The sequence below is a fragment of the Nonomuraea purpurea genome (assembly GCF_042650645.1).
GTDB classification, from domain to species: domain Bacteria; phylum Actinomycetota; class Actinomycetes; order Streptosporangiales; family Streptosporangiaceae; genus Nonomuraea; species Nonomuraea purpurea.
In genome coordinates, this window is record NZ_JBHSBI010000014.1 from 214280 (window position 1) to 229230 (window position 14951).

Genomic DNA, 14951 nt, shown 5'->3' on the forward strand with positions numbered 1-14951 from the left:
GCCCTCGCCCAGGTGGAAGACGCTTTGCCGGCGGGAGGGGGAGGGTCAGCGGCGCCTGTTGATGCCCGCCTCGACGAGTTTGGCCGTCTGATTGGTGGTGGTGGCTCCGGGTTGGCGGCGTTGGCTGATGATGGTCACCCACATGTTCGACATGCGGAAGTAGATTTCGGTGGAGTACATCATCGCGCCGAACGCGGTCTCCTGCTTGGCGAAGGTGTGCGCCTCGTCGCCCACGTCCGGCCCCTTGCGGAGGCTCGACCCCGGGGTGTGTTTCTTCCGGGCCTTCAGGGACTTGACCATTTCCTGCTGGAAGGTGCGGGCCGATGAGACGGTGTTCAGACGAAGCACCTGGATGTTCAGACGTGTCATGTCCGCCGCGTTGACCCAGCTACAGGCGGTCGTGACCACGAACGCATCGCGCTTCATCGGACGGTCTGACAACGCGCGCACCTTGGCCGTGGTCAGCAGCTCACACGCCTCGATGTCGCGCTCGAAAAGGACCGGTGCCTTCGGCGAGCCGGACGCCGAGGAGGCGGCACGGGGTGTGACCGGGCTGCCGATCGCGACGCTACGGTCCGGCAGGACCTGTACCAGGACCACCACTCCCGCCGTGACGGCCAGCGCCACGGCGATCGCGGCCCCCACGACGATCGGTGTCCGGCGGCGCTTGTGCCGGTGACCGGGAGCGGTGTGCTCGAGATGCTCCCGGTTCAAGGTCGGGCCGGTCATGGGGACGCCTTGCGCGATGGCGTTCAGCCACTCGGCCGCCCGGTCCGATGGGCAGCGGCGTACCGGGTCCTTTTCCAGGATCGCGGCCAGCACGGGGCTGAGCGGGCCCGCCAGCCGGGGTGGCGCAGGTTCCTGCATGAGGGCGGCGGCCATGATCGCGGACGGGTTCGCACGGGCGAACGGAGCGCTGCCCTCCACCGCGGTGAACAACGTGGCGCCGAGCGACCACAGATCCGCCGGCGGCCCATCGGACTCCCCACGCAGGCGCTCAGGGGCGATATAGCCGGGCGAACCGGTCAGCAACCCCGTCTGGGTGATCGCGGCATCCCCGGCGACGGTCGCGATGCCGAAGTCGGTCAGCAGCACCCGCCCGTCGTCGGTGAGCATGACGTTGGCCGGCTTGACGTCCCGGTGCAGGATGCCCGACGCGTGCGCGGCCCCGAGAGCGTCCAGCATGCGCAGGCCGATCCAGGCCACCTGGGGCACCGGCAGCGGGCCGTCATCGCGTACCGCCTGGTCCAGCGAACGGCCACGTACCAGCTCCATGACGATCCACGGCCGCCCGCCGTCGAGGACGACGTCGAGAACAGTGACAATCGACGGATGCGAACGCAGCCGCGCCGCGGCCCTCGCCTCGCGGAGGGTGCGTTCGGTCAGTTCGGTACGCGATGCCTCGTCGAGGTCCGGGGGCAGCCGGACCTCCTTGATGGCAACCTCCTGGCGCAGCAGTTCGTCCATCGCCTGCCAGACCGTGCCCATACCGCCTTGGCCGAGCTGCGATAACAGCCGATAGCGCCCTACGAGCAGGGTCATCGCACTGCCCCGCAGAGTTCGGCCTCCGCCATCCGTTGCCTCCTGGTATGTCAGGGAAGATTCTGATACTAGAGGGGCGCGATGGCGTACGACTCGTCGAACGCGACATCGAGACGGCCATTCTCGGGCGGGTGCGGCCGCAGGTGGACAGCGACCTGCGGCACAGCGGATATTGGAAGAAAATGGAGGTTTTACATGGATGTTCGCCTTGACCATCTCGTCTGCTGGGTATCCGACCAACTCGAATCCGTCCGCTTCTACGAGCAGGTGGTCGGACTGTCAGGGGTGCGGGTCGAGGAATTCGCCGATGGCAAGGCCGGTTTTCCCAGTGTGCGGATCTCCGAGGAGACCGTTCTCGACCTGATGGCGTACGACATGGTCAGGGGCGTGGAGGAGGGTACCGGGGTCAGCGGCAGCGCCGGGCACCCGGTCAACCACCTGTGCCTGGCCATGAACAAGGAGGAGTTCGACGCCCTGCAGGTACGGCTGAAACAACACGGGGTGGCGATCACGGGCACCGGCACCAACAGTTTCGGCGCGCGGGGCCTCGCCCCGGAGACCATTTATTTCTCCGACCCTGACGGCAACATGCTGGAGGTCCGCTACTACGACTGACGGCGCCTTCCGCGCGTTCCTGGGCGTGCGGGGAGCGGCCCGGGCTGAGGAGTTCGCGCAGGGGCGTGACGGTCGCGAAGCGCTCGCGGCCGCACACTCGCGCCCTCTCCAAAGACAGCGGAATTGTCACCTCGCAAAACAATTAGGACAGGAGGGAGTCGTAGGCGACCGAGTGTTGCTGCCCGGACATGAAGGACAGGAACTGCCTGACAAAAGCAGCCCGCGAGTAGCTGCCGGCTCTGCCGGTCAGATCGCGGTGGAAGGCCGTGCGGAACAACTTCTGGTATTCCTGCGCGTCGATCGTCTCGTCGTCGTCGACGTCGGTGACGTCGAACAGCACGTCGGCAACCTTGATCAGCCCGGAGCCGGGCAGAGAGACCGCCGCGGCGGCGTATTCCTGTCGCGTGACGCGTCCGTCGTCGTCGGCGTCGAGATTGGTCTGCAGCTCCCGCCACCAGGCGGAGTAGGCGTTGTAGAGCCGCTCCTCGTCGTGTTCGTGCAGGTCGAGCCGGGTGGCGAGCTCTCTTGCCATGGCGGCCAGGTCGGGCCAGGCGAGGTGGCCGTCGCCGGTCTGGTCGAGGACCTCGGCGAAGAACCGGTCGGCCGAGAGTGTGGCTTGGTTGACCTCGTCGGGAGCCGGGGTGATGAGTCTGACCATGGCCGCGGCCTGGCCCGCCTTCCGGCGTATGGTCTCCCAGGGTGCGGAACCGCCGGAGTGGCTGGGGTCCAGCAGGCTCATGAACGAGTTGACGTCCACCCAATTGGCTGGAAGCAGGCGGGTGGCGAGCCCGGCGGTCAGGTAGGCCCCGTGCATGAGCGCCCGCGACCCTGGGAGGTCCGGCAGGGCGACACGCCGGCAGAAGGACTCCGGCAGCGACGCGATGGTGATCGCGGCGGCTGCCGGGCCTGCCACGGCCCTGGCCGCGGCCCACACCGAGGGATGGCTGCGCAGCAGGGGCGGTGCGGGCACATCGGCGAAGAGCCGGTAGAGGATGACGCGCACCGCCTCGGTGCTTTCCAGGCGGTGCTCGATCGTGTCGTCGAAGTAGGGCCAGAACTCCCGCACCGTCGCGGGGAGCCGGTCGCTGTCGCCCTCGATCAGGGCCAGGAACGCACGGAACTCGGCGTAGAGCTGATCGAGCGCGGGTCCGTCGAGCGCGTCGCCGCTCAGCCGGTACATCGTCACCGTGGATTCGAACAGGGTCGCCACCACCCAGGCGCGTGCATCGGCGTCCATCGCGTCGTAGCGGCGGCCCTGCGGGTCGGTGCCCGAGATGCGGGCGTGCAGGCGGTTGAGGCGGGCCGCCTCCCGGTCGCGAACGTGATGGTCCAGGTCGAGGATCCGCTGAAGGCTCACCAAGGTGTTGCGCAGACGCCGCCACGGATGTGTCACGAAGGTCGAGTTTTCGATCAACGCGGTGCCGATCTGCGGGTGCGCGGCCTCCAGAACCGTGGCGCGGACCACCGCAAGGCCCCACCGAGCGTCGTTGACGAGGTGGCGCAGCATCGAGTCAGGCCCGAAGATGTCGACGCTCTCGTCCGCGGCGGTCTGGGTCATCGAGATTCCTCTCCCGTAGTGGCGGCCGGCCGGCGGAGGCCGCCGAACCGGCGCTGGCGCGATCGGTAGGCCTCAAGGCATTCCCACAGGTGAGTCGCGCGGAAGTCGGGCCACAGCACCTGAGGGAAGACCCATTCGGCGTAGGCCACCTGCCAGAGCATGAAGTTGGAGATGCGTTGCTCGCCGGAGGTACGGATGACCAGGTCCACATCCGGCGTGTCGGAGTAGGGGAGGTGACGGGCGAAGGTGGCCTCGGTGACCTGCTCGGCCGGCACGGCGGCGTGGATCAGCGAACGGGCGGCCTCCACGATGTCGCGGCGTCCCCCGTGATCGAAGGCGACCGTCAGCGTCATTCGCCTGTTGTCGCTGGTGAGCGTCATCAGATCGGTGATGTCCTGGACCAGAGAAGGCGGGATCCGCGGATCGGACATGCCCAGGAACCTGCACCGGACGCCCCGCGCGTGCAACGCCGGCGCGTGCTTGCGGATGGCCCGGCGCACGAGCCTCATCAGGATGTCGACCTCGGCCGTCGGCCTGCGCCAGTTCTCGGTGGAGAAGGCGTACAGGCTCAACCACTTGATGCCGGCTGAGCGCGCCGCCTCGATGACGTCGACCACGGCGGCCTCTGCCGCCTCGTGGCCTGCGGTGCGCGGCAGCGATCGCTGCGCGGCCCACCGCCCGTTCCCATCCATCACGCAAGCCACGTGACACGGCAATCCGCTGACGATTTCCATAGCTGAGAGTGACTCTATCATTACCAATAGTGTTGTCGAGCGTCGTGGCAACTGTCATGCGGGCCGGGTGCTCGGGATCCGATCTGGGTAGGGTGACCGCATGATTCCGCCCCTGATCACCGAGGCGGCGGCGCTGTCTTTCGCCGGAGCCGGCCCGACATACCGGGGAACACCTGCAAGGGTTATGTCGCTTGTGCCATGTTTTGATGGTGAGCGGAGAACAGATGACCCAGGACGCTGTTGGCCAAGCCCTGATCCAGGCTTTCGCGGATCAGGGTTACCCCGTCAGGTTCATCGGGCCTACGAACGTCAGCATCAGTCTCCCGGGTGGCAGTGACTTCACTGCCGACATCGGAGAGTGGTACGCAGAAGCCAGTCGCATCCCACGAGCCGACCTGCCCGCCGCCGCCGCGGAGTTCGCCGGCGGGTTCGCACGGGGATTCCGCCGACAGGCCGCGCAGGCGCAGGCCGTGACGGCCGATATCGAGGGCCTGCTCGACGCCGAGGCGCTGCGGGTGCGCATCTATCCTGAGGCCGCACTGGCAGAGCCGCCCGGCCTGCGAGAGTCCCTGCTGACCCGTCCGCTCGCAGCGGGGCTGGTCGAGACGGTGGTCATCGACACGCCGGACTCGATCATCCCTCTCAACCGCAGGGACATCGGTGACAGGCCCGAGAGCCAGGTCTTCGGCGCCGCGCTTCACGCCTCTCTCAACCGGGAGCCCCACTACACCCAGACCGAGGAGATCTGGGGCGTTCCGATCACGCACATCGGGGAGACCCACCGCTACGTCGGCTCCCACGTCCACGTGCTCGGCCGCTACCTCGGGGCCGCCCCATACGGCGCGCTGGTCTCTTTCCCGCTGCCGGAGTATCTGGTCGTCCACGAAATCGGCGGCACCCATCTGGTCGCGGCGATGGAAGCCATGCAGGCACTCGCCCGAACCCACGTCGAGAAGGGCGACAACGCCATCAGCTCGCAACTGTACTGGTGGCGTCCCGGCGCGTACGAGCAGCAACCCGAGCGGGACGCGCTCGCCGGCGGCCAGGTCCCAGACCTGCGGCCAGTCGGAGTCGAGGTGGACCACCAGGAGAAGAGCATCGCCCCTCTCACCGCGGAGACCGAGGAACTCCTCAACCTTTGGATGCGCGACCAGGGGTGATGACCACGTCCGGCGTTCTGAGGCTGCTGCCTTTCTTCCATCACCTCTGCCCGTCCCTGACGTTCGGGAAATAGTCTCTTTCCGTCGCGAACAGAGAGCGGGCATTTCCCGAACGGTCGGCGGCGCCGAGCTTACGCGGCATCGGTGGCACTGGAACCGCGAATTCCCCGTGAACCTGGTCTTGCGTCGAGGCGGCCATTCCTGGGCGGGCGCGGTCGCAGGTGGACAGAGGCATGCGCGCGGCAGATATTGGGAGGAGAATGGAGGATTTCATGGGCGTTCGCCTTGATCATCTCGTCATTTGGGTATCTGACCAGCTCGAATCTCTCCGCTTCTACGAGCAGGTGGTCGGACTGCCAGGGGTGCGGCGCGAGGAGTTCGTCGATGGCAAGGCCGGTTTTCCCAGTGTGCGGATCTCCGAGGAGACCGTTCTCGACCTGATGGCGTACGACATGACCAGGGGCGTGGACGAGGGCACCGGGGTCAGGGGCAGCGCCGGCCACCCGGTCAACCACCTGTGCCTGGCCGTGAGCAAGGAGGAGTTCGACGCCCTTCAGGTGCGGCTGAAGCAGCACGGGGTGGCGATCACGGGCACGGGCACCAACAGTTTCGGTGCGCGGGGGCTGGCGCCGGAGGTCGTGTACTTCCCTGACCCGGATGGCAACGTGCTGGAGGTTCGTTACTACGGGTGAGGCCGGAGCCCCGTGGGTGCGGGAACGGGGCTCGGGAAGTGTCACCGCGTTCTGGTACACCTTGCGGCATGGGTGTGAGCGTGGATGAGTTCCTCGAGTTGCTGGACAGGTTCCCCGACGTCCGGCTGAACCACGGTGGCGAGTGGGTCGGCATCAAGGTGCGCGGCAAGGGGTTCGGCTATCTGTGGGAGGCCACCGAGACCGTCGGGCTCAAGGCCACGATCGAGGAGCAGATCGCGCTCGTGAGCGAGCGGCCCGACGTGTTCGAGGTGCAGTTCACGGCGGGGCGGTTCGGGTGGGTGGTGGTCCACCTCGACAAGATCGACGCTGATGAGCTGTTCGAGTTGGTGGCCGAGGCCTGGTGTCTGACGGCGCCCAGCCAGATGGTGGCCGAGTTCGAGGCGGCCCACTCAATCGGGCAGGCACATACTGGGTAATCTCGGGCAGCGTGATCGGTGTGCGGGATGTTCGGTTGCGGGAGTGGCGCGTGCGGGACGCCCCGGCCGTGTTGCGCGCCTTCGAGGCGCCCGACCTGCGGACGCAGGCGGCCTGGCCCGTTGTCACGCTGAAGGACGCCGAGGGGTGGATCGCCTCCTGGGCGGGGGTGGGGCACGCCTTCGCCGTGACGCTCGACGACGTCGTGGTGGGCAACGTCGCGGTCGTCGGGATCGACGCGCACGACAACGGATGGGTGTCCTACTGGGTCGTGCCCGAGGCCAGAGGGCGGGGGGTCGCCGTGGCGGCCACCGAACTGCTGGCGCGGTGGGCGTTCGAGGAGCGCGGGCTCTTCCGGCTTGAGCTCGGGCATCGGACGAACAATCGGGCATCGTGCCGGGTGGCGACCAAGGCCGGGTTCCTGCCCGAGGGGATCGAGCGCGGGAAGGTCCGTCATGACGGCCTCCGGTACGACGTCGAACGGCACGCCCGCCTGGCCACCGACCCCCCTGGTGCCGACCTTGGCTCCATGCTTCGCTGCGTTCCGGGCACTCCGTGACGTTCCAGTCGGAGCGGTGCCCGAGTCGGTCGCTTTCCTGGTCAGAGTGATCTACCCTTTCTTGGGTGGACAGCGAGAGTCTGGCCGCGGCCGGGCTGCTGGCGGCCCTGAGCCGGGCGTCGGAGATTCTCGCGGAGTTACACCATCCTTTCGTGAGAAGTGAGCGCTTCTCCTATTTCCTCCCACCCGCGGGCGCCCGTACGGGTGCCGTCTTCGTGCTGCCCGACGGCCGGGAGGTCCGGTTCGAGGTGTCCATCGCCGCCTCCTCCAACGCCTTCCATGTCGAGGGGGCCATCACGTCGGAGGACGACGCGCTGCTGGAGCTCCCGCGCGCGACCGTCGCGAGCATCGAGGACGGCCTGGCCGTGCTGGACGATTACGCGGGAGAGGTGGCGGCCCCGGCGGCGCGGATGATCGATCAACTCCTGGAGGAGATCGCCTAGTTGGCAGACACTGTCTGATTGTCGGACAATGTCCACTATGAGAACAGGACCGCTCGCCGTCGTCGGCGCCGCCGTGCTCTGGGGGACGGCGGGCACGGCCGGGCTGCTGGTCTCCGCCGACTCCGTGGCCCTGGCCGCCGCCCGGCTGGTCGTCGGCGGGACGGCTCTGGCCCTGCTGGCGGGCACGGGCATCAGGCGGGTAGTCAGGCCGGGGCTGCTGCTGGCCGCCGTGGCCGTGGCCGCCTACCAGCTCTGCTTCTTCGCCGCCGTCAGCCGCACGGGGGTGGCCGTCGGGACCGTGGTCGCGATCGGCAGCGGCCCCGTCTTCACGGGCCTGCTGTCCTGGGCTCTGCACGGCCGCCGGCCCAGCGGGCGCTGGAGCGTGGCCACCACGGCGGCCATCTGCGGCTGTGCGGCGCTGATCGTGGGAGGGGGCGCGCAGGCAGGCGGGCAGGTGGTGTCCGGGATCCTGTTCGCGCTGCTCGGCGGCCTGCTGTACGCCTTCTACGCCGTCATGGCGGCTGAAGCGATCGAGAAGGGGGCCAGGTCGGACGCGGTGATGGGGGTGCTGTTCGGCGGGGCGGCGCTGATCATGCTGCCGGTCCTGCTGACGGGCGGGATCGGGTGGCTGGGTCAGCCGAACGGGCTGATCGCCGTCCTCTATCTGGGCCTCGGCGCCACCGCCCTGTCCTATGTCCTGTACGGCCGGGGCCTGCGCACCACCCCCGTGGCCACGGCCGCCACCCTGGCCCTGGCCGAGCCGGCCGTCGCGGCGCTGCTCGGCCTGGTGGTGCTGAACGAGCGGTTGGCCCCGGTGTCGATCGCCGGGCTCGTGCTGCTGGCGCTGAGTCTCGTCGCGGTGGCCGTGCCCGAACGAACGCCGGAAAGCGCACTAGAGTCACAGCCGTGACGTTGCCGCTCAGACCCGTCTCAACCGTCGGCGCGCTCGCCGACGCCCTGCGCGCGAGGGTGCTCTCCGGCGAGATCGAGCCCGGCACCGCGCTGCCCGAACAGGAGATCGCCGCGGCGTACGGCGTCGCCAGGCCGACCGTGCGCGAGGCGCTGGCGCTCCTGGTCCACGAGGGGCTGCTCAGGCGCGAACGCAACCGCAGCGCCTATGTCCCTGAAGTGACGCTTTCGGACCTCGCCGACCTCATGTACGTCCGGCGGCCCCTGGAGGACCTGATGGCCCGGGCCCTGATCGGGCAGCGGGTCCCGGGGGCGGAGGCGGCGCTGCACCGGATGGCCGCCCTGCCCGCCGAGGCCCCGTGGTCCGATGTCGTGGGCGAGCACATGGCGCTGCACCAGGCGCTGGTGGAGGCCGTCGGCAGCCCGCGGCTCGAACGGCTCTACGGCGCCCTGGCGGCCGAGACGAGGCTCGGGCTGGTCCGGCTGCGCGCGGTCTACAAGGACAGGGAGGTGCTCGTCCGCGAACACCGCGAGTTGCTCGACGCGATCGCGGAGGGGCCGGAGGAGGTCGCCAGGGCGGCGGTGGCGGCGCATCTGAGTCATTCCTGGGGCGGCGACCACCAAAGCTAACGTTCCGGACAAATGCCTGGTAACCGCCCGAGGAGGCAGTGGCGAGACCGGGGATGTGTACCTTTGCGCGCGAACCCTTGCGGACCAGCCCTGGAACTCGCAAGAATCGCGCCCATGCACGGCAATCCGATGCCGGACTCCTACGTGTATGTCACGGAAGAGGGCGTCACTCGTCACTACGCGGACGGTAGCGTCGAAGCCCTCGCGTGGGAGGACGTGGTGGAGGTCCGTGTCGTGACCGAATCCGGGGAGGACGTCCTCTACATCCTGCTCGATCGCGACGGCGAGGGCTGCGTGGTCCCGCGCTCCGCCACGGACGCCACCTTTCTCGCCCGCCTGCGCTACCTGCCGGACTTCGACCTCGACCGGCTGACGTTGGCCGCAGATTCCACGCGTGACGGGGTTGTGGTCGTGTGGCGGAGCCCGGATCCGCCGTCCGCATTGCCGGATCTGGAGTACGACTAGCAGCGTCACAAAGCGGCAACCTGCTGAAATACCGCCGTAAACCTCACAATTTCCCCAACGGAACGCTGCACTTGTGGATCGTTCCGTCAAGCCCCTGGGCCACCCTACATTCGTCCGGTTGTGGACATTTGACGTTATTCCCCGGGCTGGAATCGATCTTTACTCTTTAGTGGGGGCCGCCGCCCTTGATTGTGCGTGGGACTTGTCAACCCATGTGGTTCAAGGAACGTCAAGTTATCGCGGTGCACAGAGTTGTCACAGGGTGGTGCTATGAGGGTGGGGACTGGGGAGTCCGCCGTCGTGCTCCTGCAGGCCGTGCCACGCCCTGCGTCCAGTATCTGGACCAGGGCGTACTTACGGCTCCTGTTATGCGGAGACACGGTGTGCGCGATGCTCGCATGCCTATGTGTGCTGGGCATCCGGCTGGTCACCGGCGCGTTCATTCCCGTGGTCGAGTTCGTGCTCGGATTCGGCCTCGTCATCGCCTGGCCCATCGCGCTCATGATGGGCGGCGCGTATCGCCAGCGCGCCAACGGCGAGGGAACGGAGGAGTTCAAGTCCGTATTCAACGGCGGCGTCGGCCTGATGGCCGCGGTCGCCATCCTGGCTTATGCCACGCAGACCGCGATCGCGCGGAGTTTCGTGATGGCGATGCTGCCTCTGGCGCTGCTCGCCACGCTTTACTACCGCTACAGGATGCGTAAACGTCTTCACCGTAGGAGAGCGGTGGGCGACTATATGCGTCAGGTGATCGCCGTCGGTCACCGGGAATCCATTCTCGACCTGGTCGTGCAGTTCAGGCGGCAGCCTTATCACGGAATGCAGGTGGTGGGAGCCTGCCTTCCCGAGAACTCCATGGACGTCGATCTGGACGGCGTTCCCGTGCTCGGCTCGTTCGCGGACGTGGCCAGTGTGGTCGAACGCCAGCGCGCCGACGCCGTGGCCGTGCTGGCCTGTCCCGAACTGGACGGGGCCGCGCTGCGGCGCCTGGCCTGGAGCCTGGAGACGTCCCGCACGGATCTCTTCGTGGCCCCTGCCCTCCTGGACGTGGCGGGGCCGCGTATCAGCATCAGGCCGGTCGCCGGCATGCCGCTCCTCCACGTGGAGCATCCCGAGTTCGACGGCACCAGGCAGGTCCTCAAGACCGTGTTCGACCGGTTGGTCGCGGCCGCGGCGCTGCTTCTGCTGGCCGTGCCGCTGCTGGCCATCGCCCTGGTGATCCGCCTCACCAGTACGGGCCCCGCGCTGTTCCACCAGACGAGGGTCGGCAAAAGCGGCAGAGAATTCCGGGTCGTGAAATTTCGCACGATGGTGGTGGACGCGGAGCGGCTCAAGGGCGCCCTCCTCGAAGCGAACGAGTTCGACGGCGTGCTGTTCAAGATTCGGAACGATCCAAGGATCACCCGCGTAGGCGCCTTCCTGCGGAAATACTCGCTCGACGAACTGCCCCAACTGCTGAACGTGCTCCGGGGAGAGATGTCCCTGGTCGGCCCGCGACCACCGCTGCCGGAAGAAGTCGGCCAGTACGGCGCCGACGTCCGCCGCAGGCTCGTGGTCAAACCGGGCATGACCGGCCTGTGGCAGGTCAGCGGCCGTTCCAACCTGACGTGGGAAGAGTCCGTACGACTCGACCTGCGCTACGTCGAGAACTGGTCGCTCATCCTCGACCTGCAGATCCTCTGGAAGACCTGGTCCGTCGTCACCCGTGGAGAAGGGGCGTACTAGCGGTGAAAGCACTCGTGCTCGCCGGAGGGTCGGGCACACGGCTTCGGCCGATCACGCACACCTCTGCCAAACAACTGGTCCCGGTCGCCAACAAGCCGGTCCTGTTCTACGGCCTGGAGGCGATCGCGGCGGCCGGGATTCGGGAGCTCGGGCTGGTGGTCGGCGACACCCAGGCGGAGATCGAGTCGGCCGTGGGAGACGGCTCGGCGTTCGGGCTGCAGGTGACCTACCTGCGGCAGGAGGCGCCGCTCGGCCTCGCCCACGGCGTGCTGATCGCCAGGGAGTTCCTGGGCGATGAGGACTTCGTCATGTACCTGGGCGACAACTTCGTCGTGGGCGGCATCAACGACCTGGTGGACAGGTTCGCCCGCGAGCGGCCCGCCGCCCAGATCATGCTCACCGAGGTCGGCGACCCGCGCCAGTTCGGGGTCGCCGAACTCGACGCCGACGGGCGCGTCGTCGGCCTGGAGGAGAAGCCCACGCGGCCCAAGAGCGACCTGGCCCTGGTCGGCGTCTACCTGTTCAGCCCGGCCATCCACGAGGCCGTGGCGGAGCTCAAACCGTCGTGGCGGGGCGAGCTGGAGATCACCGACGCGATCCAGTGGCTCATCGAGGCCGGGTTACGCGTGGAGTCCTCGGTGATCTCCGGCTACTGGAAGGACACCGGGAACGTCACCGACATGCTGGAGGTCAACCGGCTGGTCCTGGAATCGGTCGAGCCCCGGGTGCGGGGGCACGTCGACGCAGCCAGCGAACTGGTCGGGCGGGTCGTCGTCGAGCGGGGCGCGGTGGTCGAACGCTCCCGCGTCGTCGGCCCGGCGATCATCGGCGTGGACGCCTGCGTCCATGACAGCTACGTCGGCCCCTTCACCTCCATCGGCGCCGGCTGCGCCGTCACCGACAGCGAGATCGAGTACTCGATCGTGCTGCCCAGAGCCTCCATCGCCGGAGTCGGACGCATCGAGTCGTCGCTGATCGGGCACGACGTCGAGGTCACTCCCGCACCCAACACCCCCAAAGCCCACCGCCTCGTGCTGGGCGATCACAGCAAGGTACAGATCAGTTCATGACGAGAATTCTCGTGACGGGTGGCGCCGGCTTCATCGGCTCCCACTTCGTCCACGGCCTGTCCAGCGCGCGTCCAATTGCGCCCGAGTCCGGCGCCCGTGTCACCGTGCTGGACAAGCTCACGTACGCGGGCAACCGCGCCAACCTCGACGGCGTCAGGCACGAGTTCGTGCACGGCGACATCTGCGACGCCGAGCTGCTGCGCACCGTCCTGCCCGGCCACGATCTCGTGGTCAACTTCGCCGCCGAGTCGCACGTCGACCGCTCGATCGAGGGTGCGGACGAGTTCACGCGCACCAACACGCTCGGCGTCCAGACGCTGATGCAGGCGTGCCTGGAGGCGGAGATCCCGAAGGTCGTCCAGGTGTCGACCGACGAGGTGTACGGCTCGATCGACGCAGGCTCGTGGGAGGAGGACGCGCCGCTGCGCCCGCGCTCGCCGTACGCGGCCTCGAAGGCGGGCGGCGACCTGATCGCCCAGGCGTACGCGATCACCCACGGGCTGAACGTGTCGATCACCCGGTGCGGCAACAACTACGGGCCGAGGCAGTTCCCCGAGAAGATCATTCCGCTGTTCGTCACGAACCTGCTGCGCGGCAGGAATGTCCCTCTGTACGGGGACGGCGGCAACGTGCGCGACTGGATCCACGTCGAGGACCACTGCGCGGGCATCAGGCTGGTGGCGGAGAAGGGCGAGCCCGGCGAGGTCTACCACATCGCGGGCACGGCCGAGCTGACCAACAAGGAGCTCACCGCGCGCCTGCTCGAAGCCTGCGGCCGGGGCTGGGACCACGTCGAGCACGTCCGCGACCGCAAGGGCCACGACCGCCGGTACTCGCTGGACGACTCCAGGCTGCGGGCGCTCGGGTACCGGCCCGAGGTCCCGTTCGAGCAGGGGTTGAAGGACACCGTCGCCTGGTACGCCGAGCACCGCGACTGGTGGAGCTGGTGATCGTCCGCTTTTACCAGGAGGCGCCATGAGGTGGCTCATCACGGGGGCGGGGGGCATGCTGGCCGCTGACGTCCTCGACAGGACCGCGTTGACCGGCGAGTCGGTGCTCGGGCTCGGCCGCTCGGAGCTGGATCTGTGCGACAAACGCGCGGTACGCGACTTCGTCTCCGCCTACCGGCCCAGGGTCGTGGTCAACTGCGCGGGCTGGACCGCGGTGGACGCCGCCGAGACCCACGAGGACGAGGCGCTGGCGATCAACGGTCATGCCGTGCGCTGGCTGGCCGAGGCGTGCGACCGGGCGGGGGCGCGGCTGGTGCACGTCTCCACCGACTACGTCTTCGACGGGGCCGGCGCGACGCCGTACCTGGAGGATTCGCCGCCGGGGCCGCTCAACGCCTACGGCAGGACCAAGCTGGCGGGGGAGCGCGCGGCGCTGGAGTACGGGCACTACGTGGTGCGCAGCGCCTGGCTGTACGGCGCGGCCGGCGGCAACTTCGTACGCACCATGATCAGGCTGGCGCGCGAGCAGGTGCCCGTGGACGTCGTCGACGACCAGCGCGGCCAGCCGACGTGGGCGGCGGACCTGGCCGACTTCATCGTCCGGCTGGCGCAGTCGGATCTGCCCGCGGGCGTCTACCACGGCACCAGCGCGGGCGAGACGACGTGGTGCGGGTTCGCCAAGGAGATCTTCACGCTCCTCGGGGAGGACGCCGACCTCGTTCGCCCCGTGCCGACCAGCGCCGTGCTCCGCCCCGCCAGGCGGCCCGCCAACAGCGTGCTCGCGCACACCCGCTGGGAGCCGATCAGGCACTGGCGGGCGGCCCTGCACGCGGCCTGGCCCGTCATGACCGCGAAGGCGGGTCCTCAGTGCAACGTGGCGTAGAACTCCTGGCAGGCCAGGTAGTCGGGCAGCAGCCCGGCCGCTCTGGCCTCTTCGAGGGTGGGGGCCTTGGCGTCCTTGTCCGACAGGACGGGCTCCAGGCCGGCCGGCCAGTCGATCGCGAGGTCCGGATCGAGCGGGTTGACCCCGTGCTCGCGTTCCGGGTTGAACGGCTGGGAGCACAGGTACACGACCGTGGCCTGCTCGCTCAGCGCCATGAACGCGTGGCCGAGCCCTTCGGCGATGAGCACGGCGGCGCGGGCCGAGTCGTCCAGCGTCACCGCCTCCCAGCGGCCGAAGGTGGGCGAGCCCACCCGGAGGTCCACGACGACGTCCATGACTCGCCCGGACACGCAGGTCACGTACTTCGCCTGGCTGGGCGGGACGTCGGCGAAGTGCACGCCGCGCAGCACGCCCGCCCGGGAGACGGAGCAGTTGACCTGGGCCACGTCCAGCCGCTGCGGCAGGTCGGCCGCGCGGAAGGCTTCATGGAAGGTGCCACGGGGGTCGGCGGCGACGCGTGGCGTGTAAAGCCACGAGCCGTCGATCGAAAGGCGATCCACGATCGCAGCATGCCAGATATT

Annotated in this window: 17 protein-coding genes; 13 read left to right on the plus strand and 4 right to left on the minus strand. The window is 68.5% G+C overall.

The annotated features are described in order from the left end of the window. Positions 1 to 45 precede the first annotated feature (45 nt). On the minus strand, positions 46 to 1542 hold the full coding sequence (locus ACFOY2_RS27615; protein ID WP_379530980.1) for a serine/threonine-protein kinase: 1497 nt from the start codon (positions 1540 to 1542) through the stop codon (positions 46 to 48). A gap of 195 nt (positions 1543 to 1737) precedes the next feature. Between ACFOY2_RS27615 and ACFOY2_RS27620 the strand changes: the two genes are divergently transcribed. Continuing rightward, positions 1738 to 2157 (plus strand): VOC family protein, encoded by a 420-nt coding sequence (locus tag ACFOY2_RS27620; RefSeq protein WP_379530981.1) that lies wholly within the window; start codon positions 1738 to 1740, stop codon positions 2155 to 2157. Between the two features lie 142 nt (positions 2158 to 2299). On the opposite strand, the gene ACFOY2_RS27625 is transcribed toward ACFOY2_RS27620, so the two are convergent. Continuing rightward, positions 2300 to 3715 (minus strand): oxygenase MpaB family protein, encoded by a 1416-nt coding sequence (locus tag ACFOY2_RS27625; RefSeq protein WP_379530982.1) that lies wholly within the window; start codon positions 3713 to 3715, stop codon positions 2300 to 2302. Continuing rightward, entirely contained in the window at positions 3712 to 4470 is a 759-nt protein-coding gene (gene uppS, locus ACFOY2_RS27630) for a polyprenyl diphosphate synthase (protein WP_379530983.1), read from the minus strand. The genes ACFOY2_RS27625 and uppS overlap by 4 nt, the downstream gene beginning before the upstream one ends. Positions 4471 to 4673: 203 nt before the next feature. On the opposite strand from uppS, the gene ACFOY2_RS27635 reads away from it, so the two are divergent. From ACFOY2_RS27635 to rfbD, 12 genes are all read left to right on the plus strand, one after another. After that, the gene (locus ACFOY2_RS27635) at positions 4674 to 5609 is read left to right on the plus strand and encodes a hypothetical protein (RefSeq protein ID WP_379530984.1); all 936 of its coding nucleotides are present in this window, start codon (positions 4674 to 4676) and stop codon (positions 5607 to 5609) included. Positions 5610 to 5881: 272 nt separating this feature from the next. Further along, positions 5882 to 6301, plus strand: a complete 420-nt coding sequence (locus ACFOY2_RS27640) for a VOC family protein (protein ID WP_379530985.1) — start codon at positions 5882 to 5884, stop codon at positions 6299 to 6301. 68 nt (positions 6302 to 6369) lie between these two features. Next, positions 6370 to 6738 (plus strand): MmcQ/YjbR family DNA-binding protein, encoded by a 369-nt coding sequence (locus ACFOY2_RS27645; protein WP_379530986.1) that lies wholly within the window; start codon positions 6370 to 6372, stop codon positions 6736 to 6738. Between the two features lie 20 nt (positions 6739 to 6758). Beyond that, positions 6759 to 7295, plus strand: a complete 537-nt coding sequence (locus ACFOY2_RS27650) for a GNAT family N-acetyltransferase (protein WP_379530987.1) — start codon at positions 6759 to 6761, stop codon at positions 7293 to 7295. Between the two features lie 65 nt (positions 7296 to 7360). Beyond that, positions 7361 to 7738 (plus strand): hypothetical protein, encoded by a 378-nt coding sequence (locus ACFOY2_RS27655; protein WP_379530988.1) that lies wholly within the window; start codon positions 7361 to 7363, stop codon positions 7736 to 7738. Between the two features lie 37 nt (positions 7739 to 7775). Further along, positions 7776 to 8648 carry a DMT family transporter gene (locus ACFOY2_RS27660; protein ID WP_379530989.1) on the plus strand — a complete coding sequence of 291 codons (873 nt, stop codon included), beginning with the start codon at positions 7776 to 7778 and terminating at the stop codon, positions 8646 to 8648. Next, the gene (locus ACFOY2_RS27665; RefSeq protein WP_379530990.1) at positions 8645 to 9277 is read left to right on the plus strand and encodes a GntR family transcriptional regulator; all 633 of its coding nucleotides are present in this window, start codon (positions 8645 to 8647) and stop codon (positions 9275 to 9277) included. Before ACFOY2_RS27660 ends, ACFOY2_RS27665 begins: the two co-directional genes overlap by 4 nt. Before the next feature lie 114 nt (positions 9278 to 9391). Further along, entirely contained in the window at positions 9392 to 9742 is a 351-nt protein-coding gene (locus tag ACFOY2_RS27670; RefSeq protein ID WP_357818946.1) for a hypothetical protein, read from the plus strand. Positions 9743 to 10012: 270 nt separating this feature from the next. Then, positions 10013 to 11467: a sugar transferase gene (locus ACFOY2_RS27675; RefSeq protein ID WP_379530991.1), complete on the plus strand. Its 1455-nt coding sequence runs from the start codon at positions 10013 to 10015 to the stop codon at positions 11465 to 11467. Positions 11468 to 11469: 2 nt separating this feature from the next. Further along, on the plus strand, positions 11470 to 12537 hold the full coding sequence (locus ACFOY2_RS27680; protein WP_379530992.1) for a glucose-1-phosphate thymidylyltransferase: 1068 nt from the start codon (positions 11470 to 11472) through the stop codon (positions 12535 to 12537). Then, on the plus strand, positions 12534 to 13487 hold the full coding sequence (gene rfbB / locus ACFOY2_RS27685) for a dTDP-glucose 4,6-dehydratase (RefSeq protein WP_379530993.1): 954 nt from the start codon (positions 12534 to 12536) through the stop codon (positions 13485 to 13487). Before ACFOY2_RS27680 ends, rfbB begins: the two co-directional genes overlap by 4 nt. 25 nt (positions 13488 to 13512) lie before the next feature. Beyond that, positions 13513 to 14370 carry a dTDP-4-dehydrorhamnose reductase gene (gene rfbD / locus ACFOY2_RS27690; protein ID WP_379530994.1) on the plus strand — a complete coding sequence of 286 codons (858 nt, stop codon included), beginning with the start codon at positions 13513 to 13515 and terminating at the stop codon, positions 14368 to 14370. Here the strand turns inward: rfbD and ACFOY2_RS27695 are convergent. Continuing rightward, on the minus strand, positions 14352 to 14930 hold the full coding sequence (locus ACFOY2_RS27695; RefSeq protein WP_379530995.1) for a dTDP-4-dehydrorhamnose 3,5-epimerase family protein: 579 nt from the start codon (positions 14928 to 14930) through the stop codon (positions 14352 to 14354). The two genes, rfbD and ACFOY2_RS27695, sit on opposite strands and share 19 nt — an antisense overlap. Positions 14931 to 14951: the final 21 nt, after the last annotated feature.